Raw genomic sequence first — 17,070 nt, 5'->3', positions numbered from 1 at the left:
GGCCGGTTAGCGTTCGAGGATGGACGCTCTCGCCTCGATCGCGCGCGACTCGGCCCTCTTCCTCGACGCGGTGCGCGCCGCGTCCCCGGGCGCACGCGTCCCGGCCTGCCCCGAGTGGGGCGTCGCGGACCTGACCTACCACCTGGCCGAGGTGCAGTCGTTCTGGAGCGCCGTCGTCGGGCCCGCGGTGGGCGAGGGCCTCGACCCCGACGACGTCACGCCCCTGGCTCGTCCGGCCGACGACGCGGCGCTGCCCACGCTCGCCGCGACCGCCACCGCGCGCCTGCTCGCGGCCCTCACCGGGCGCGACCCGTCCGAGCCGTGCTGGTCCTGGCACGACGCCGGGCACACCGTGGGGTGGGTGGTCCGGCGCCAGGCCCACGAGGCGCTCGTGCACCGGGTCGACGCCGAGCAGACCGCAGGTCGTGACGTGACGGGGGCGGACCCCGCGGTCGCGGCCGACGGCGTCGACGAGGTCCTGCGGGTCCTGGTCGACGGCGTCCCCGACTGGGCGACCTTCACACCCGACGGGGGCACGATCTCGGTCCTGGTCGACGGGCCGGGGGAGACACCCCGTTCGTGGGAGCTCGCGTTCGGGCGGCTCACGGGGGTCGGCCCCGAGTCGGGCACGGCGTACGACTTCGACTCGGCGCAGCTCGTGGACCTGCCCGGGTCCACGAGCGCCCAGGTCGCGGGCCCGGCGTGGGGCCTGGACCTGTGGCTGTGGGGCCGGGCCGACCGGTCGGGGCTGACGGTGCAGGGCGACCCGGCGCTCGCCGACCGGTTGCGGGCCGTGGCGAACGAGGGCATGCAGTAGCCGCCGCCTGATCGCGCGAGGCGCTGGAGCGGGCCCGGACCGCCCGGACCCGCCCTACTGCTCTGCCGGCGTGTCCGGTCCGCGGCGTCCCGTGGTCGCGCGACGCCCGTCGCGGTGCGAGCCGCGACCGGACGAGGAGCGCGGCAGCGGGGCGTCGAGCCCCGCCTGAGCGGACGACGACGAGCCTGCGGTCCCCGGACGGCCGGCCTCGGCCTCGGCCGCGCGCTCCGACTCCTTCTCGTCGAGCTCCTCGAGCAGGTTGCGGATCTCGGAGCGGACGAAGTCGCGCGTCGCGACCTCGTTGAGCGCGATGCGCAGCGCGGCCATCTCGCGAGCGAGGTACTCGGTGTCGGCGAGGTTGCGTTCGCCGCGCTGGCGGTCCTGCTCGGCGCTGACGCGGTCGCGGTCCGTCTGGCGGTTCTGCGCGAGCAGGATGAGCGGGGCGGAGTACGACGCCTGGAGCGAGAGCATGAGCGTCAGGGCCGTGAAGCCGAGCGCGGCCGAGTCGAAGCGCAACGACTCGGGCCCCCACGTGTTGAAGCCGAGCCACAGGAGGCAGAACACCGTCATGTAGAGCAGGAACCGGGGGGTGCCCATGAAGCGGGCGATGCCCTCGGAGATCTTGCCGAACGCGTCCTGCTCGACGCGGGGGAGGAGCGTGCGGCGCGCGGCCTTGGGCGTGTCGAGACGTTCAGCCACGGCGGCCTCCTCGGCGGATCGGGAAGGCCGAGGACGCGGGGGTCTGCGTGCCGAGACTCGTCTCGTCGGCGTCGTCGTCGGTCTCGCGCCAGTCGTCGGGCAGCATGTGGTCGAGCACGTCGTCGACGCTGATGGCGCCCAGCAGGCGCTTCTCGGCGTCGAGCACGGGCAGGGCCAGCAGGTCGTACGCCGCGAGCAGACGCGTGACGCGCCCGAGCGGCGCGTCGGGGCGCACCCACTCGATGTCGGAGTCGAGCACGGACCCGACCGACACGTGCGGGGGCTCGCGCAGGAGCTTCTGGAAGTGCACGACGCCCAGGAAGCGCCCCGTGGGCGTCTCGAGCGGCGGGCGCACGACGAACACGAGCGCCGCGAGCGCGGGCGGCAGGTCCTGCCGGCGGATCTGCGCGAGGGCGGTGGCGATCGTGGTCTCGGGGCCCAGGATCACGGGTTCGGTCGTCATGAGACCGCCTGCGGTGTCCTCGTCGTAGGCGAGGAGTCGGCGCACGTCGCGCGCCTCCTCCGGCTCCATGAGCTCGAGGAGCTCGGCCGCCTGCTCCTGCGGGAGCTCGTGCAGGAGGTCGGCGGCGTCGTCGGGCTGCATGGCCTCCAGGACGTCGGCCGCACGGTCTGTGTCGAGGCCCGAGAGGATCGCGACCTGGTCGTCCTCGGGGAGCTCCTCGAGGACGTCCGCGAGGCGCTCGTTGTCGAGGGCCGTGGCGACCTCGAGGCGGCGCGTGTCGCCGAGGTCGTGCAGGACGTCGGCGAGGTCGGCGGGCTTGAGGTCGTCGTAGGCCGCGAGCAGGCGCGCGGCGCCCTGGGTCTCGGGCGTCCCGGCGAGGCCCGTGACCGCGCCGATCTCGACGACGAACGCGTCGCCGCGTCGCCGGATCCCGAGCGCGTTGGGGGTCGTGTGACGGCGCACGAAGAGCTGGTTGACGAGCCAGTCGCCCGTGCGCTGCTTCTCGATCGAGAGGTCCTCGACCGTCGCGGACCCCGAGCCGTCGACGAACTGCACGGTGCGGTCGAGCAGCTCGCTCACCGCGAGGGTCTCCATGGCGCGCTGCTCGAAGCGGCGCATGTTCACCAGGCCGGTGCTGATGACCTGCCCGGCGTCGATGCTCGTGACGCGGGTCAGGGGCAGGAAGACGCGGCGCCGCCCGGGTACCTCGACCACGAGGCCGACCGCGCGGGGGGCCCCCTTGGGGCGGAGGAGGACGACGACGTCGCGCACGCGTCCGACCTGGTCACCGAGGGGATCGAACACCGCGGTACCGGCCAGGCGCGCGACGAAGACGCGGGTAGTTGCACTCACGTCGCAAGACTACGCACCGCGCGGTGCGGTGGCGCTCCGACGGCGCTCCGACGGCGCGGGGACCTGGGGGAGAGGAGGTGCCTGCCCTGTGCCGACCGTCTGCCGAGCGGCCGGGGTGGTCGGGGAGTGCTGGACGAATGCGATCGGGTCTGCTTGAATCTGGAAGTAACAGACGTGAATCCGTCAGAATCAGTCAGACGGTCCAGAAGCTGGTCCGGCTCGCAGCGCAGGCGCCGCAGCCCCGAGGCAGGGAGAGACGTATGACACCCCACGAGGACCCGACGCCCCTCGACGCGCCGGGCGGGCTCAGCAAGTCCGTGCGGTGGGAACGCATGCTCGCGCTGCTCGCCGACCGGCAGCGGCTGTCCGTGACCGAGGTGTCCGAGCAGTTCGGCATCTCCGAGTCGACCGTGCGCCGCGACTTCGACCAGATGGCCGACCGGCGCCTCGCGCACCGCACCCACGGCGGCGTCGTCGCCGCGTCCGTCGCCTACGGGCTGCCCGGCCGGTACGGCCAGCAGGTCGACGACCGCCACCTCGTGGCCGAGGCCGCGGCACGCCTGGTCGCCGAGCGCCACACCGGCCAGCCCGTCGTCGGCTTCAACGGCGGGCGCACCACGACCCTCGTCGCCAAGGCGCTCGGCGAGATCTCCGACCAGGCGTCCGAGCAGGCGGCCCGGCACGGCGAGCACGTCTACACGGTCGTCACGAGCGCGCTCAACATCGCGACCGACCTCGTCCTGCGCCCCCAGGTGCGGACCGTGTGCCTGGGCGGCACGGCACGCGCACAGTCCTACGAGCTCACGGGACCCCTCGCCGTCACGATGGCCCGGAGCCTGTGGCTCGACGTGCTCGTCGTCGGGATGGTCGGCATCGACCGGCACGCCGGGCTCACGTGCGCCGACCCCGACGAGGCGGGCGTCACGACCGCCCTGGTCGAGCACTCCCGCGCGGTGGTCGCCGTCGGGACCTCGGACAAGCTCGGGGTCCGCTCGTTCGCGCAGATCTGCGACCTCTCGGCCGTCACCACGCTCGTCACCGACGCGGGCGCGACCGAGGAGCAGCTCGCCCCCCTGCGGGACGCAGGGGTCGAGGTCGTCGTGGTCCCCACGGCGCCTCCCACCGTCCCGTCCACGACGTCCGCACCATGACGGACGCCGGGTCCCGTGCGGTCCGCACGCCCCGGTGGCCCCACCAGAAGGGTTCGACACCATGAGCACCTCCCACGTCAGCGCCGAGATCGCGAGCCAGCCCCAGGTCTGGCGCGAGGCCGCGCACCTCGCGGCCGAGCGCGCCGCGGTCCTCCCGCAGCCGGGCGAGCGCGTCGCGATCGTCGGTTGCGGCACGTCCTGGTTCGTCGCGCAGGCCTACGCGGCCCGTCGTGAGGAGCTGGGCCAGGGCGTCACCGACGCGTTCGCGGGCAGCGAGTACCCGGTGGGCCGTGACTACGACCGGGTCGTGGCGATCACGCGCTCCGGGACCACGACCGAGATCCTGCACCTCCTCGACGTGCTCGGCGGCCGGCAGCGCACCCTGGCGATCGTGGGCGACCCGACCTCGCCCGGTGCTCGCGCCGCGGACGACGTGGTCGTGATGCCCTTCGCCGACGAGCGGTCGGTGGTCCAGACCCGGTTCGCGACGGCCGCGCTCTCGCTCCTGCGCGCAGGTCTCGGCGACGACGTCGAGGCGCTCGCGGCGGCGGCCGAGGAGGTCGTCGGGTGGCAGGTCCCCGAGGAGGTCCTGGCCCGCACCCAGTTCACGTTCCTGGGGCGCGGCATGGCCGTGGGGCTCGCGAACGAGGCGGGGCTCAAGATGCGCGAGGCCTCGCTCGCCTGGGCCGAGTCGTACCCGGCCATGGACTACCGGCACGGACCCATCAGCATCTCCGACGAGACGAGCGCGGTGTTCCTGCTCGGCCCCGAGGTCCCGGGGCTGGTCGAGGACGTCTCCCGCACCGGCGCCCTCGTGGTCCGCTTCGACGAGGACGCGCAGCTCACGCTCGTGCGCTGCCAGCTTCTCGCGGTCGCCAACGCGGAGCGCAAGGGCCTGGACCCCGACGCCCCGCGTCACCTGACGCGCTCGATCATCCTGGAGGACGTCGCATCATGAGGTCCGGGGAAGCGCAGGTCGCCTTCCCCGCCGTCCCGGAGTCCGCGCCCCTGCCCCGGTCCTCGTCGTCGCCCTCGGCGCACGGCGGGTCGGCGGCGGGGGCGGGCCTCCGCCCGGCGGTGATCGCGCTCGACGTCGGCGGGACCGACATCAAGTCCGCGCTGGTCACGCGCGGCGCCCACCCGGGCGCCCCCGACGAGATCCTCGTCGAGCGGGTCGTGCCCACCCGTGCCGCGCAGGGGCCCGAGGTCTCGGTCGCCGCGGTCCTGTCGGCGGTCGAGGCCCTGCGTGACGAGGTCCCGGCGGGCTACCAGGTGCGGGGCGTGGGCCTCGCGGTGCCCGGCGTCGTCGACGAGGACGCCGGCGTCGTGCTGAACGCGGAGAACCTCGACTGGGTGGACCTGCCGCTGCGGCAGGTCGTCGCGGACGCGACGGGACTGCCCGTGGGGTTCGGCCACGACGTGCGTGCGGGCGGCCTCGCCGAGGCCCGTCTGGGCGCCGGCCGCGGCGAGCCCGACCACGCGTATGTGTCGGTCGGTACGGGCATCGCCGCGGCGATCGTGCTGCGCGGCGAGGTGTACGCCGGGCGCGGGTTCGCGGGCGAGCTGGGCCACGGGGGAGTGCGCGGCGGGACGCCGTGCCCCTGCGGCGGCAGCGGGTGCGCCGAGACCTACGCGTCGGCCGCGGGCATGGCGCGCAGCTACCGGGAGCGCACGGGCGCCTCGGCCCTCGAGGTGCCCGGCTCGGCCGAGGTCCTGGCCCGGGCGGCGGCGGGCGACGCCGTGGCCCGCGAGGTGTGGGACCGCGCGGTCGACCGGCTCGGCGAGCTCGTCGCCGCGATGGTCCGTGTCCTGGCGCTGCCCGTCGTCGTGATCGGCGGCGGGCTCGTGCGCGCCGGCGACGACCTCATGGTCCCCCTCGACGCCGCGGTGCGGTCCTACCTGACCATCCACCCGGCGCCTCGTCTCGTCCCCGCTCTGCTGGGCTCGGCCGCCGGCACGTACGGCGCGTCGGTCCTCGCGTGGGACGCGGTCGCCGCGAGCGCGCTGGAGCCGATGTGAGCGGCGACCGGCAGGCCTGGGTCGTGTGCCTCACGCCCAACCCGGCCTGGGACGTGACGTACGGCGTCGACCGGCTGGACCCGGGCGAGGCGCTGCGGGTCCGGTCGGTCGCGGCGCGCGCGGGCGGCAAGGGAGTCAACGTCGCGCGCGTCGTGCGGGCGCTGGGCGGCGAGTCCGTCGCGGTCGCGCCCGTCGGTGGCCTCCTCGGGCCGGCGTTCGCGGCGGACCTCGAGGCCGCGGGACAGCCCGCGGCGCTCGTGCCCGTCGCGGGGGCGTTGCGGCAGGCGGTCGCGGTGGTCCCGGAGCACGCGGGGCCCGACGACGGCGGTCACCCCACGGTCCTCAACGAACCGGGGGCGCCGCTCACCGCGCAGGAGTGGGCGCTGCTCGTGCGCACCGCGGTCGGGCTCGCGGAGGGCGCGTCGGTCGTCACGATCTCCGGTTCGCTGCCCGCGGGCACGACGCAGGACAGGTTCGTCGGACTGGTGCGGTCGCTGCGCGAGGCCGGCTGCCCGGTCCACGTCGACGCCTCGGGGCCGGGCCTGCTGTGGGCCGCCCGGGCGGGCGCCGACCTCCTCAAGCCCAACCGGGCCGAGCTCGCGGAGGCGACCGGTGAGACCGGCCTCGCCGAGGGCGTGGCCGCGCTGCAAGGGCTCGGGGCGCGCGCCGTCGTCGTGACCGACGGCGAGAAGGGCCTCGCGGCGTTCGCGCCGGGATCCACGGCCCCGGTCGCCCGTGCGCGGCTCGACGTCCCCGTCCAGGGCAACCCCACGGGCGCGGGCGACGCCGCCATGGCGGCCCTCGCGGTGAGCGCCGGGAGGCCCTGGGCCGAGCGACTGGCCCTGACCGTCGCCACGTCGGCCGCAGCCGTGCTGCAGCCGGTCGCGGGCGAGGTCGACCCCGAGGACGTGCGCCGCCTCGGCGCGCGCGTCCTCGCCGAGAACCTGATCGACACCAGAACCACGGAGGACTGAATGCCGCTCGTCACCGCCCACCAGCTCGTCGACCGGGCCCGCACCGAGAGCCGCGGGGTCGGCGCCTTCAACGTGATCCAGGTCGAGCACGCCGAGGCCTTCGTGGCCGCGGCGGCCCGCGCGGGCACCGGGGTCGTCCTGCAGATCAGCCAGAACGCCGCGCGGTACCACGGCGGCCTGGAGCCGATCGCCCTCGCGACGCTCGCCGTCGCGCGCGCGTCGAGCGCCCCGGTCGTCGTCCACCTGGACCACGCCGAGGACCGCACGCTCGTGAGCGAGGCGATCCGGCTGGGGTTCACCTCGGTCATGTACGACGGGTCCGCGCTCGACTACGAGCAGAACGTCGAGGCCACGGCCGACGTCGTGCACGAGGCGCACGCCCGCGGGGTCTTCGTCGAGGCAGAGCTCGGCAAGGTCGGCGGCAAGGACGGCGTGCACGCGCCGGGGGTGCGCACCGATCCCGCGGAGGCCGTCGCGTTCGTCGCGGCGACCGGGGTCGACGCGCTCGCGGTCGCGGTCGGTTCGTCGCACGCCATGACCGACCGGACGGCGTCGCTCGACTTCGAGCGGATCGCCGAGCTGCGCGCCGCCGTGCCCGTGCCCCTGGTGCTGCACGGATCGTCGGGGGTCGCCGACCACGACCTCACGCGCGCGGTCAAGGAGGGCATGACGAAGATCAACATCTCGACGCACCTCAACAACACGCTCACGCAGGCGCTGCGGGCCTACCTCGCCGAGCACCCGACGGTGGTCGACCCCCGCAGGTACCTGGGCGCGGGCCGGGACGCGATGCGCGACGAGGTGGTGCGCCTGCTGACGGTGCTCGACGCGGTCTGAGCGCGACGGACCCCCGCGGGACCACGCGATGTCGTCGAGGGAGAGGGGCCCGACCCTCTGCCTCGACGTCCGCCCTCCACCTCGCGGATACCCCCTGAGTGAACGCCCTCGCCTCCTGCCGACTTGTACGGGAGACTGGGCAGATGAGCATGACTCGTCCCAATTCCGCGCCCAAGGTCCCGACGCCGCCGAGCGGGGAGCAGATCGCGTCCTACGCGACCTACCTCGAGGCGCAGAAGGCCGTCGACTACCTCTCCGACAACAAGTTCGCCGTCGAGTACGTGACCATCGTCGGCACCGACCTGCGCATGGTCGAGCGCGTCATGGGCCGGCTCACTTACGGCCGGGTGGCGCTCGCGGGCCTCGCGTCCGGTGCGTGGTTCGGCCTGTTCGTGGGCCTGCTGCTCTACATGTTCAACAGCGGCGGCGGCCTGATGCTCGCCGCGATCGGCCTGGGTGCGGGCTTCGGCCTGCTGTTCTCGGTGCTGTCGTACTCGCTCACGGGTGGCAAGCGCGACTTCACGTCGTCGAGCCAGATCGTCGCGTCGTCGTACTCGCTGCTGTGCCTCGCGGAGCGGGCGGGCGACGCGCGTCGCCTCCTGTCCCAGATGCCCGACGGCGCCGCGGCCATCGCGCGTCAGGTGCCCCCGGTCGCGGGTCAGGGTGGGCCGTCGGGCCAGCCCGGTCAGTGGGCGCAGCCCGGCCAGCAGGCGGGGCCCGCGCAGGGGCAGCCGTGGGGAGCGCAGCAGCCCCCGGCTCCGCAGGCCCCCGCTCCCGTCGTGACCCCGGTCGCGCCGACCGACGCCCCGGCCCAGCCCGCGCCGCCCGCACGGACGCCCGACCCCCGCTGGACCACCCCCTCGGGCGCGCCGCGCTACGGCGCGATGCGCAGCGACGTCACGCCGCCCGCGCCCGCCGACGGGACGGTCGCCGAGGGCACCCCCGCGCCGGCGACCGACGCCCAGGCCGCGACCGACGGCGCGACCGACGAGACGCCGTCGGGCACGCGCTAGTCTCACGCCCGCCGCGCGGGCCCCGGGTCGGGGACACCCGGCGAACGGCTGCGGAGTCGTGGGAAAGGTGGCCGGGGCATCCCGGCCACCTTCCTGCGGTAGTGCGCCGAACCCGCTCGGGCGTCAGGCGCGCGCGGCGCGCTCGGCCGCGGACCTCGCGGCGTCTCGCTCGCGCTTGCGCGCCTCCTTGAGCCGCTTCTCGGCCTCCCGGACCGCCTTCTCGGCCTCACGACGCGCCTTGGACGCCTCCTTGACCTGGGGGTCGCGCGCGTAGAGCGCGGCGTCCTCGCGCTCCTCGGACGAGGGGAGGGGCGAGTCGGCGCGCTGGGCGGGCGAGCGGTCGATGTAGACCCCGATCCCGTCGAGCACGCGCTCGAGGCCGAACACGACGTCGTCGACCCCGTCGTCCTCGCTCAGGTACGCCCCCGACGCCACGACGGGATGCAGGAACGGGAAGCGCTCGGGCGTCACGAGCTCGGAGAAGACCTCGGCGTACGCGGCGCCGCTCACGTCCCGGCCGCCAGGTGTCTGCCGGGCGCCGCGCAGCTCGCGCTGGATGCGGGCGGCGCTCTGCGCGTAGCTCGTGACGAGCATGATCATCGCGAGCTTGTCCTCGTCCGTGAGCGAGGTGCCGTGCATCGCGCGCAGGCCCAGGTCCACGAACCGCAGGTTGTTGGGGGTGAGCGGCACGCCCTGGACCGCGACGTCGAGGAACCACGGGTGGGCCTCGTAGACCGCGAGCGTCGCGAGCGCGAACTCGCGCAGCCCGCGCCGCCACGTGGGCTCGGCACCGTCGGGGATGCGCCCCTCCATGACCGCGTCGACCTCGGCCCGGGCGCCCGAGGGGAGGTCGACGTCGATCGCCTGCTCCTGCATGAGGAGCAGCAGGTCGTCCTTGCTCGTGACGTAGCGGTACAGCGACATGGTCGTGTACCCCAGGGCCGTGGCGAGCTTGCTCATCGAGAGCGCCGCGAGCCCTTCGGCGTCGGCGATCTCGATGGCCTGCTCGACGATCCGCTCGATGCTCAGCTCGCGGCGCGGGCCGCGCTGCGGGTTCTCGGCCACGCCCCACGCCAGGGCGATGGCGTGGGGCAGGCCGGGATCGGTGGTGTCCGTCATGGGTACATCATCGCGGGTCCGGTCGACGGTGCGCCGGGGCGGGCCGCCGCGACGTCGTGTCGCACAGCTCCAGGACCGCTCTCAGTGGGCCGTCCGGCGGCGGTACAGGACCGAGCCGAGCGCGCACGAGACCACGAACATCCCGACGAGCCACGCGACCGCGGGCACGAGGTGACCCGCGGTCGAGGTGCCCGAGAGCAGCGCACGCAACGTCTCGATGACGGGCGTGAACGGCTGGTGCGTCGCGAAGCCGTGCAGCCACGTGGGCATGGTCTCGACCGCGACGAACCCGCTCGACAGGTACGGCACGAACAGGAAGAACATGTTGAAGCTCGCGGCCGCGTCCACGCTCAGGACCAGGCCCGCGAGGCAGCTCAGCCAGGTGAAGGCCAGGACCATGAGGGCGAGGTAGCCGGCGACGCCGACCCAGCCGCTCAGGTCCGCGCCGGGGCTGAAGCCGAGCGCGACCGCGACGAGCAGGACCAGGGTCGCCGAGACGAGGTTGCGGACCGTGCTGGCCAGGACGTGCGCCCACAGGACCGACGGGCCGAAGATCGGCAGGGTCTTGAAGCGGTTGATCGTGCCGCTCGTCATGTCCTGCGCGACCGAGAGCGCGGCCGTCGCCGAGCCGAAGCCCAGGCACAGGACCAGGATCCCGGGCACGACGTAGTCGACGTAGCTGCCGTCGTCCTCGATCGCCCCGCCGAACACGACGACGAACACGAGCATGATGAGGACGGGCAGCATGAGGGCCGTGACCAGGCCGTCGACGCTGCGCAGCGTGCGCCGCAGCTCGCGGCCCGTCATGGCCGAGACGTCGCGCAGCGCGGTCGCGGGGGAGTGCCGGGTGCTGCGGGCGGTGCTCGCCGCCCGGCGGCCGGGGGTGGGGCGCGTGGCCCGTGCGGTCTCTGGGGCGGTGGTGCTCATCGGTGGCCTGCCTTCGTCGGTGCGGGTGCCTGCTGGGCGGTCGGCCCGGGGGCCGCGGAGGGGCTCGTGGCCCGCGACGCCCGCGATCCCGTGAGGGCGAGGAACACGTCGTCGAGCGAGGGCTTGACCACGCTGACCCCCGTGACCGGGATGCCACGCTCGTCGGCTCGCGCCAGGACGTCGCGGACCGTGCGGAGCGGGTCGGTCGTGGGGACCATGGCCGCGAGGTCCTTCTGGTTCACCCCGGAGATCTCGAGCCCGAGGTCCTGGACGGCCGCGAGGGCCCTGGAGTCCTCGACGTCGACCCGCACGTGCTGCCCGGGGACGAGGGCCTTGAGCTCGCTCGCGGTGCCGCGGGCCACGATGCGCCCGTCGTCGAGGACCGCGATGGTGTCGGCGAGGCGGTCGGCCTCCTCGAGGTACTGGGTCGTGAGCAGGACCGTGATGCCGTCGGCCGCGAGCTCGCGGACGACGTCCCACAGCTCGGTGCGCGACTGCGGGTCGAGGCCCGTGGTCGGTTCGTCGAGGACCAGGACCTGAGGGTCCGCGACGAGGCTGATCGCCAGGTCGAGACGGCGGCGCATGCCGCCCGAGTAGGTCTCGACGCGGCGCCGGGCGGCGCCGGTCAGGTCGAAGCGGTCGAGGAGCGCGGCCGTGCGCGTCGCGACGACGGCGCGGGGCAGGTGCGCGAGCGTGGCCATCATCGCGAGGTTCTCCTCGCCCGTCTGGAACCCGTCGACCGAGGCGTACTGGCCGGTCAGCGCGATGACCTCGCGGACCCTCGCGGCCTGGCGGACGACGTCGTGCCCCGCGATGCTCGCGGTCCCTGCGTCCGGCCGGACGAGGGTCGTGAGGATGTTGACGGCGGTGGTCTTGCCCGCGCCGTTGGGTCCGAGCAGCGCGTAGATCTCGCCGCGCCGGACGGTCAGGTCCACGCCCTGCAGGACGGCGTGGGATCCGTAGGCCTTGGTGAGCCCCCGGACGTCGATCATGGGGTCGGGCATCGCTACCTCCGTGTGCGTCGCAGACTGTGTGTACTCCCTACACTGTGTAGACCATACGCACTGTGTGTGGCGTACACAAGAGGGGAAATCTCGTGACCGCCCGCGGGCCGCCGGTTAGCGTGACCGCATGCACACCGCCACGCACCAGGCCGAGTTCCGTGACGCCCGCCTCGTCGAGGTCTACGACGCCCAGAACACCTGGGGCCCCGACGACGACTACTTCCTCGCCCGCGTGACCGAGGGGCCGGGCCCGCGCGTGCTCGACCTCGGCTGCGGGACGGGACGCCTGACCGTGGCCCTGTCCGCCGCAGGCCGTGCGGTCACGGGCATCGACCCCGCGGGCGCGTCGCTCGACGCGGCCCGGCGCCGTCCGGGTGGGGAGACCGTGACATGGGTCCACGGGACGTCCGCCGACGCGCCCACCGGTGCGTTCGACGTCGCCCTGATGACGAGCCACGTCGCCCAGTTCTTCGTCGCCGACCACGAGTGGGCCGGCGTCCTCGCGGACCTCCGCAGGGCCCTCGTGCCCGGCGGGCTCCTCGTGCTCGACACGCGCGACCCCCGCGACCGTGCGTGGGAGGCGTGGCACACGCCCGACGAGCGCGACCCGGTCGTGCTGGGCGACGGTCGAGTGGTGCAGACCTGGTGCGAGATCACGGGCGAGCGTGACGGCGTCGTCGACTTCACGCTCGGCTACGAGATGCCCGAGGGAGACGAGCTCCTGAGCACCGCGACGCTCCGGTTCCGCCCCGAGGACGAGGTGCGCGCGAGCGTCGAGGCGGCCGGCTTCGTGGTCGAGCGAGTCTTCGGCGGGTGGGCGTGCGAACCCGTGGGAGAGGGCGCCGGGGAGCTGCTCGTCGTCGCACGCGCCGTCTGACCCGCGGGCACGACGAAGGCGGCGGCCCCGAGGAGTGTCCTCGGGGCCGCCGCCTTCGTCGTGCGGTCGTGCTGGTGCGTCGTCGGCCGGGCCGCGACGCGTCGTGCTCAGTCGCGCAGCGACGCCATCCACGCCTCGATGTCCTCGGGGCGGCGGGGGAGCGCTGCCGAGAGGTTCTCGTTGCCGTCCTGCGTGATCAGGACGTCGTCCTCGATGCGGATGCCGATCCCGCGGTACTCCTCGGGGACCGTCAGGTCGTCGCTCTTGAAGTACAGGCCGGGCTCGATCGTGAAGACCATGCCGGGCTCCAGGACGCCGTCGACGTAGAGGTCGCGACGCGCCTGCGCGCAGTCGTGCACGTCGAGGCCCAGGTGGTGGCTCGTGCCGTGCACCATCCAGCGGCGGTGGAACTGACCCTCGGGCGCGAGGGACTCCTCGGCCGTCGCGGGCAGCGGGCCCCACTCGGCGAGGCGCTCGGCGATGACCTCCATCGCGGCGGCGTGGATGTCGCGGAAGCGGGCCCCCGGGACGGCGACCGCGAAGGCCGCGTCGGCGGCGTCGAGCACCGCGGTGTAGATGCGGCGCTGGACGTCGGTGTACGTGCCGTCGACGGGCAGGGTGCGCGTGACGTCGGCCGTGTAGAGCGAGTCGACCTCGACGCCCGCGTCGAGCAGCACGAGCTCGCCGGTGCGGACCTGGCCGTCGTTGCGGATCCAGTGGAGCGTCGTGGCGTGCTCGCCCGCGGCCGCGATGGTCTCGTAGCCGACCGTGTTGCCCTCGAGGCGGGCGTGCGCGTCGAACGTCGTCTCGATGACGCGCTCGCCGCGGCGGTGCTCGGTCGCGCGGGCAAGGTTGCGCACGACCTCGGCGAAGCCCTCGATCGTCGCGTCGACGGCCTCGCGCATGTGCTGGATCTCGAGCGTGTCCTTGACGAGGCGCAGCTCCGAGGCGGCCTCGACGAGCGTGGCGTCCGCCGCGGCGTCGTCGGTCTGGCCGTTCTCGAGGCGGATGGCCTCGACGAGGGCCTCGATGTTCTCGTCGGCCCCGGTGACGACCAGCAGGACGACGTGCTCGCCGACGTCCTTGGCGAGCGCGTCGCGCAGCTCGTCGATGTGCGCGGCCTCGATGCCCGTCACGGTCGTGACGTCGTCGAGGCTCGGGCGGGCGCCGACCCAGAACTCGCCGTAGCGCGAGTCGGCGTAGAACTCCTGGGTGTCGCGCGCCGCGAGGGGGCGCACGTACAGGACGGCGTGGTGGTTCGAGCCGTCGTCGCCCGTGCCGGGCTCGACGGGATGCAGGACGAGGACCGCGTCGGGCTCCTGGTCCGTGCCGAAACCCGTGAGGTGCGCGAACGCCGAGTGCGGGCGGAACCGGTAGTCGGTGTCGTTCGAGCGGACCTTGAGCGGCCCGGCGGGGATCACGAGGCGCGCGCCGGGGAAGCCCGCGGAGAGCTCGGCGCGACGGGCCGCGGTGTACGGCGCGGCGACGCCGGCCTCGACGTCGCTGCTCGCGCGCGGTGCCCAGCCGCTCGTGATGAACGCCTTGAAGGCCTCGGAGTCGGGCCGGTGCGACCGGTTGTCGTTCCGGGCGGCGATCTCCTGCTCGGACTCCGCGGCCGGCGCGCTGACAGGGGTGGTGTCGTTGCTCATGGGTACCAGTCTCCCACCGGTGTCGGGGAAGGGGCGTGCGGCCCGACGGCGGCGCTCGGCTCCGGGCGTCGGTCCCGCCCGGGTCGGGGAGCAGGGAGCGGAGGACAGGTGGTCTCGGACGACTCCGAGACCACCTGTCCGGTCACCTCCGGTCACCTCCGGTCCCCGACGGGCGTCTGCCTCGTCAGCGCCCGATGTCCGACAGCTCGGCCGCTGCCACGATCCGCCTCCGCTCGACCGGTCGGATGACGCCGTCGTCGACGAGGTCACGTGTCACCTGCTTGACGTGCTGCAGGAACGTCCGGTGGTTCGGGTAGGCGGCGCCCTCGGCGACGAGGTCGTTGATGGTGCAGCCGTCCCCGGTGTCCACGTTGGTGACCGTGCTGTCGTTGCCGTCGATGACGACCGTCGGGCGCACGTCGGAGCCGGGGCACCGGTCGCGCCCCTGCACGACGATCGTGAAGATCACCGACCTGGCCTTCGAGACGTTCCCCGCCGCGTCGGTCGCGCGGTAGGTCACGGTGTGGTTCCCGTCCGAGGCGATGACGACGGGCGCCGCGTAGCGCTGCCAGACCCCGCCGTCGACCTGGAGCTCGGTCCGGTCCACGCCCGAGCCCTCGTCGGTCGCGACGAGGGTGACCGTCGCCGTGCCGAGGAACGCCCCGCGCAGGTCCCGGCTCCCGCTGAGGGTCGCCGTCACCTCGGGGGCGACGGTGTCGTCGGGCACGGTCGACGCCACGACGAGCGTGATGCTCTTCGCCGCCGACGTGTTGCCCGCGACGTCGCTCGCGCGGAAGGCGACGGTGTGCTGCCCCGGCGTCGACACCGCGACCTGCGACGCGTACCGGTACCAGGTCCCTCCGTCGACCTGGTACTCGATCGTGGCGACACCCGAGTCCTCGTCGGTCGCGGCGAGACGGACCAGCGCGCGGCCCAGGTACTCGCCGGCGCTGTTCTTCGCGCCGTAGACGCTGGCGCTGACCACCGGAGCGACCGTGTCGCCGGGCTGCGCCCCCACGACCGTGAAGGTCACGGACGCGACCTCGGACACGTTGCCCGCCTCGTCCGTGGCACGGTGGACGAGCGTGTGCTCGCCCGGCCCGGTGACGACGACCGGACCCGTGTACGGGGCCCAGCCTGCGCCGTCGAGGTCGTACTCGACGGACGCGACGCCCGATCCCTCGTCGGTCGCGGTGAGGGTCACGGCCGCCGACCCGACGTACGCGCCCGTCCCGTCCTGCTCGCCGCCGACCTCGGCCACCACGTCCGGGGCGGTCGTGTCCTGGCCGCCATCGTCCTCGACGACGGTGAACGTCGTGACGCCGTCGTCGGACACGTTGCCGGCCGTGTCGGTCGCACGAAACTCGACCTGGTGCTCGCCCGGCCCGGTGACGACGACCGGAGACGTGTACGGGGCCCAGCCCGCGCCGTCGAGGCCGTACTCGACGGACGCGACGCCCGATCCCTCGTCCGTGGCCGTGAGGGCAACGGTCGCGGACCCGACGAACGCACCCGCGTCGTCCTGCTCGCCCGTGACCTCCGCGGTCACCGTGGGGGCGGTCGTGTCCTGCTCGCCGTCGCCCGCGACGACCGTGAACGTCGTCGTGCCGACCTCGGAGACGTTGCCCGCCGCGTCGGTCGCGCGGTAGGAGACGGTGTGCTCGCCGGGCTCGGTGATCGCGACCGGCGTGGTGTACGGCATCCAGTGCCCGCCGTGCGCGTCGATCTCGATCGAGGAGACGCCCGATCCTTCGTCCTGGGCCGCGACGGCCACCGTCGCGGAGCCGACGTACGCACCGTCGGCGTCCTGCCGGCCCGTGACCTCGGCGGTCACGGTCGGAGCGACCGTGTCCTCCTCACCGCCCCCTTCCACGACCGTGAACGTCGCCGTCTGCGGGTCCGAGGTGTTGCCCGCCTCGTCCGTCGCGCGGAACTGGAGGGAGTGCTCGCCGACCGTGCCGACGAGGAACGGAGCGTCGTAGGCCCGCCAGCCCGCGCCGTCGAGGTCGTACTCGACCCCGGCGACGCCCGAGCCGTCGTCGGTCGCGGCGAGCGTGACGGTGGCGCCCCCGACGTACGCGCCGTCGTCGTCGCGCTCGCCCGTCACCTCGGCCGTGACCGACGGCGCGGTCGTGTCGTCGCCGCCTCCGCCCTCCTCGGTCACGACGAGCTCGCCCCACATCTCGCCGTGGCCGGGGATCGCGCAGAAGTAGCGGTACGTGCCGGGGGTCAGGACGACCTCGGCCACGTGCTTGCCGCCGCTCGCGTCGAACGGGCTCGCCAGGATGTCGAGCGTGACGTCGTGGTTGTAGCCGGGAGTCGACGTGTCGAAGGTCAGCGTGTGGCTCATGCCGAACGTGCTGCCGGTCGCGACGCTGTTCTCGAACACGATCGTCGCCTTGCCGGCGGTGGCCGTCGCCGGGAAGGCCTTGTAGTCGGTGACGCTGTTGTCGCCGGTCCAGGTCAGCACCTGCTCGGCCGCGACCGTGGTCGCGGACGTCGCGGACGTCGCGGACGACACGCTCGCGGTGGGTGGGACGGCCGTCGCCGGGGCGACCGAGACGACCGTGGCGGCGGTGAGGCCGGCGACCACGGCGGCCACGAGCCGTCGTGCGCCGCGCGCTCGTGAACTTCTTCGTTCCATGGGTATGCACTCCTCGTCGATGTGC

15 protein-coding genes are annotated in these 17,070 nt (G+C 74.1%); 8 read left to right on the top strand and 7 right to left on the bottom strand.

The annotated features are described in order from the left end of the window. Window positions 1–19 precede the first annotated feature (19 nt). Window positions 20–817 carry a maleylpyruvate isomerase N-terminal domain-containing protein gene (locus JOD49_RS05475; RefSeq protein ID WP_205306298.1) on the top strand — a complete coding sequence of 266 codons (798 nt, stop codon included), beginning with the start codon at window positions 20–22 and terminating at the stop codon, window positions 815–817. Between the two features lie 54 nt (window positions 818–871). Here JOD49_RS05475 and JOD49_RS05470 read toward each other — a convergent pair whose 3' ends face one another. Together JOD49_RS05470 and JOD49_RS05465 are read right to left on the bottom strand one after the other, a co-directional pair. Further along, complete coding sequence (locus tag JOD49_RS05470) at window positions 872–1,516, bottom strand: DUF1003 domain-containing protein (RefSeq protein ID WP_205306297.1); 645 nt, start codon at window positions 1,514–1,516, stop codon at window positions 872–874. Next, window positions 1,509–2,831, bottom strand: a complete 1,323-nt coding sequence (locus tag JOD49_RS05465; protein ID WP_205306296.1) for a magnesium transporter MgtE N-terminal domain-containing protein — start codon at window positions 2,829–2,831, stop codon at window positions 1,509–1,511. The genes JOD49_RS05470 and JOD49_RS05465 overlap by 8 nt, the downstream gene beginning before the upstream one ends. Window positions 2,832–3,091: 260 nt before the next feature. Between JOD49_RS05465 and JOD49_RS05460 the strand changes: the two genes are divergently transcribed. The 6 genes from JOD49_RS05460 (at window position 3,092) to JOD49_RS05435 (ending at window position 8,825) form a co-directional block, all read left to right on the top strand. After that, entirely contained in the window at window positions 3,092–3,982 is an 891-nt protein-coding gene (locus JOD49_RS05460; protein WP_205306295.1) for a DeoR/GlpR family DNA-binding transcription regulator, read from the top strand. Between the two features lie 61 nt (window positions 3,983–4,043). Beyond that, window positions 4,044–4,940: an SIS domain-containing protein gene (locus JOD49_RS05455; RefSeq protein WP_205306294.1), complete on the top strand. Its 897-nt coding sequence runs from the start codon at window positions 4,044–4,046 to the stop codon at window positions 4,938–4,940. Then, window positions 4,937–6,001 carry an ROK family protein gene (locus tag JOD49_RS05450; protein WP_205306293.1) on the top strand — a complete coding sequence of 355 codons (1,065 nt, stop codon included), beginning with the start codon at window positions 4,937–4,939 and terminating at the stop codon, window positions 5,999–6,001. Before JOD49_RS05455 ends, JOD49_RS05450 begins: the two co-directional genes overlap by 4 nt. Further along, window positions 5,998–6,975 carry a 1-phosphofructokinase family hexose kinase gene (locus tag JOD49_RS05445; RefSeq protein WP_205306292.1) on the top strand — a complete coding sequence of 326 codons (978 nt, stop codon included), beginning with the start codon at window positions 5,998–6,000 and terminating at the stop codon, window positions 6,973–6,975. The genes JOD49_RS05450 and JOD49_RS05445 overlap by 4 nt, the downstream gene beginning before the upstream one ends. After that, complete coding sequence (locus tag JOD49_RS05440; protein ID WP_205306291.1) at window positions 6,976–7,812, top strand: class II fructose-bisphosphate aldolase; 837 nt, start codon at window positions 6,976–6,978, stop codon at window positions 7,810–7,812. Window positions 7,813–7,955: 143 nt separating this feature from the next. Then, entirely contained in the window at window positions 7,956–8,825 is an 870-nt protein-coding gene (locus tag JOD49_RS05435; protein WP_205306290.1) for a YflT domain-containing protein, read from the top strand. Between the two features lie 123 nt (window positions 8,826–8,948). Here JOD49_RS05435 and JOD49_RS05430 read toward each other — a convergent pair whose 3' ends face one another. The 3 genes from JOD49_RS05430 to JOD49_RS05420 form a co-directional block, all read right to left on the bottom strand. Further along, entirely contained in the window at window positions 8,949–9,944 is a 996-nt protein-coding gene (locus JOD49_RS05430) for a TetR/AcrR family transcriptional regulator (RefSeq protein WP_205306289.1), read from the bottom strand. Window positions 9,945–10,025: 81 nt separating this feature from the next. Further along, window positions 10,026–10,871 (bottom strand): ABC transporter permease, encoded by an 846-nt coding sequence (locus tag JOD49_RS05425; protein WP_239525147.1) that lies wholly within the window; start codon window positions 10,869–10,871, stop codon window positions 10,026–10,028. Further along, window positions 10,868–11,875, bottom strand: a complete 1,008-nt coding sequence (locus JOD49_RS05420; protein ID WP_205306288.1) for an ATP-binding cassette domain-containing protein — start codon at window positions 11,873–11,875, stop codon at window positions 10,868–10,870. The genes JOD49_RS05425 and JOD49_RS05420 overlap by 4 nt, the downstream gene beginning before the upstream one ends. A gap of 127 nt (window positions 11,876–12,002) precedes the next feature. Between JOD49_RS05420 and JOD49_RS05415 the strand changes: the two genes are divergently transcribed. After that, window positions 12,003–12,752, top strand: a complete 750-nt coding sequence (locus JOD49_RS05415) for a class I SAM-dependent methyltransferase (RefSeq protein WP_205306287.1) — start codon at window positions 12,003–12,005, stop codon at window positions 12,750–12,752. 107 nt (window positions 12,753–12,859) lie between these two features. On the opposite strand, the gene JOD49_RS05410 is transcribed toward JOD49_RS05415, so the two are convergent. Both JOD49_RS05410 and JOD49_RS05405 read right to left on the bottom strand, forming a co-directional pair. After that, the gene (locus JOD49_RS05410) at window positions 12,860–14,401 is read right to left on the bottom strand and encodes an aminopeptidase P family protein (RefSeq protein WP_205306286.1); all 1,542 of its coding nucleotides are present in this window, start codon (window positions 14,399–14,401) and stop codon (window positions 12,860–12,862) included. A gap of 184 nt (window positions 14,402–14,585) precedes the next feature. Beyond that, complete coding sequence (locus JOD49_RS05405; RefSeq protein WP_205306285.1) at window positions 14,586–17,045, bottom strand: OmpL47-type beta-barrel domain-containing protein; 2,460 nt, start codon at window positions 17,043–17,045, stop codon at window positions 14,586–14,588. Between the last annotated feature and the right edge of the window lie 25 nt (window positions 17,046–17,070).

The organism is Oerskovia jenensis (assembly GCF_016907235.1).
Classification (GTDB): domain Bacteria; phylum Actinomycetota; class Actinomycetes; order Actinomycetales; family Cellulomonadaceae; genus Oerskovia; species Oerskovia jenensis.
The sequence above is the reverse complement of the archived record's forward strand: the minus strand, read 5'-3'. Positions and strand labels throughout refer to the sequence as shown.

Excerpts from the sequence above, each read along its gene's own strand:
- JOD49_RS05475 (WP_205306298.1), top strand. The coding sequence starts at position 20 with ATGGACGCTCTCGCCTCGATCGCGCGCGACTCGGCCCTCTTCCTCGAC.
- JOD49_RS05460 (WP_205306295.1), top strand. The coding sequence starts at position 3,092 with ATGACACCCCACGAGGACCCGACGCCCCTCGACGCGCCGGGCGGGCTC.
- JOD49_RS05455 (WP_205306294.1), top strand. The coding sequence starts at position 4,044 with ATGAGCACCTCCCACGTCAGCGCCGAGATCGCGAGCCAGCCCCAGGTC.
- JOD49_RS05450 (WP_205306293.1), top strand. The coding sequence starts at position 4,937 with ATGAGGTCCGGGGAAGCGCAGGTCGCCTTCCCCGCCGTCCCGGAGTCC.
- JOD49_RS05440 (WP_205306291.1), top strand. The coding sequence starts at position 6,976 with ATGCCGCTCGTCACCGCCCACCAGCTCGTCGACCGGGCCCGCACCGAG.
- JOD49_RS05435 (WP_205306290.1), top strand. The coding sequence starts at position 7,956 with ATGAGCATGACTCGTCCCAATTCCGCGCCCAAGGTCCCGACGCCGCCG.
- JOD49_RS05430 (WP_205306289.1), bottom strand. The coding sequence starts at position 9,944 with ATGACGGACACCACCGATCCCGGCCTGCCCCACGCCATCGCCCTGGCG.
- JOD49_RS05425 (WP_239525147.1), bottom strand. The coding sequence starts at position 10,871 with ATGAGCACCACCGCCCCAGAGACCGCACGGGCCACGCGCCCCACCCCC.
- JOD49_RS05420 (WP_205306288.1), bottom strand. The coding sequence starts at position 11,875 with ATGCCCGACCCCATGATCGACGTCCGGGGGCTCACCAAGGCCTACGGA.
- JOD49_RS05415 (WP_205306287.1), top strand. The coding sequence starts at position 12,003 with ATGCACACCGCCACGCACCAGGCCGAGTTCCGTGACGCCCGCCTCGTC.
- JOD49_RS05410 (WP_205306286.1), bottom strand. The coding sequence starts at position 14,401 with ATGAGCAACGACACCACCCCTGTCAGCGCGCCGGCCGCGGAGTCCGAG.
- JOD49_RS05405 (WP_205306285.1), bottom strand. The coding sequence starts at position 17,045 with ATGGAACGAAGAAGTTCACGAGCGCGCGGCGCACGACGGCTCGTGGCC.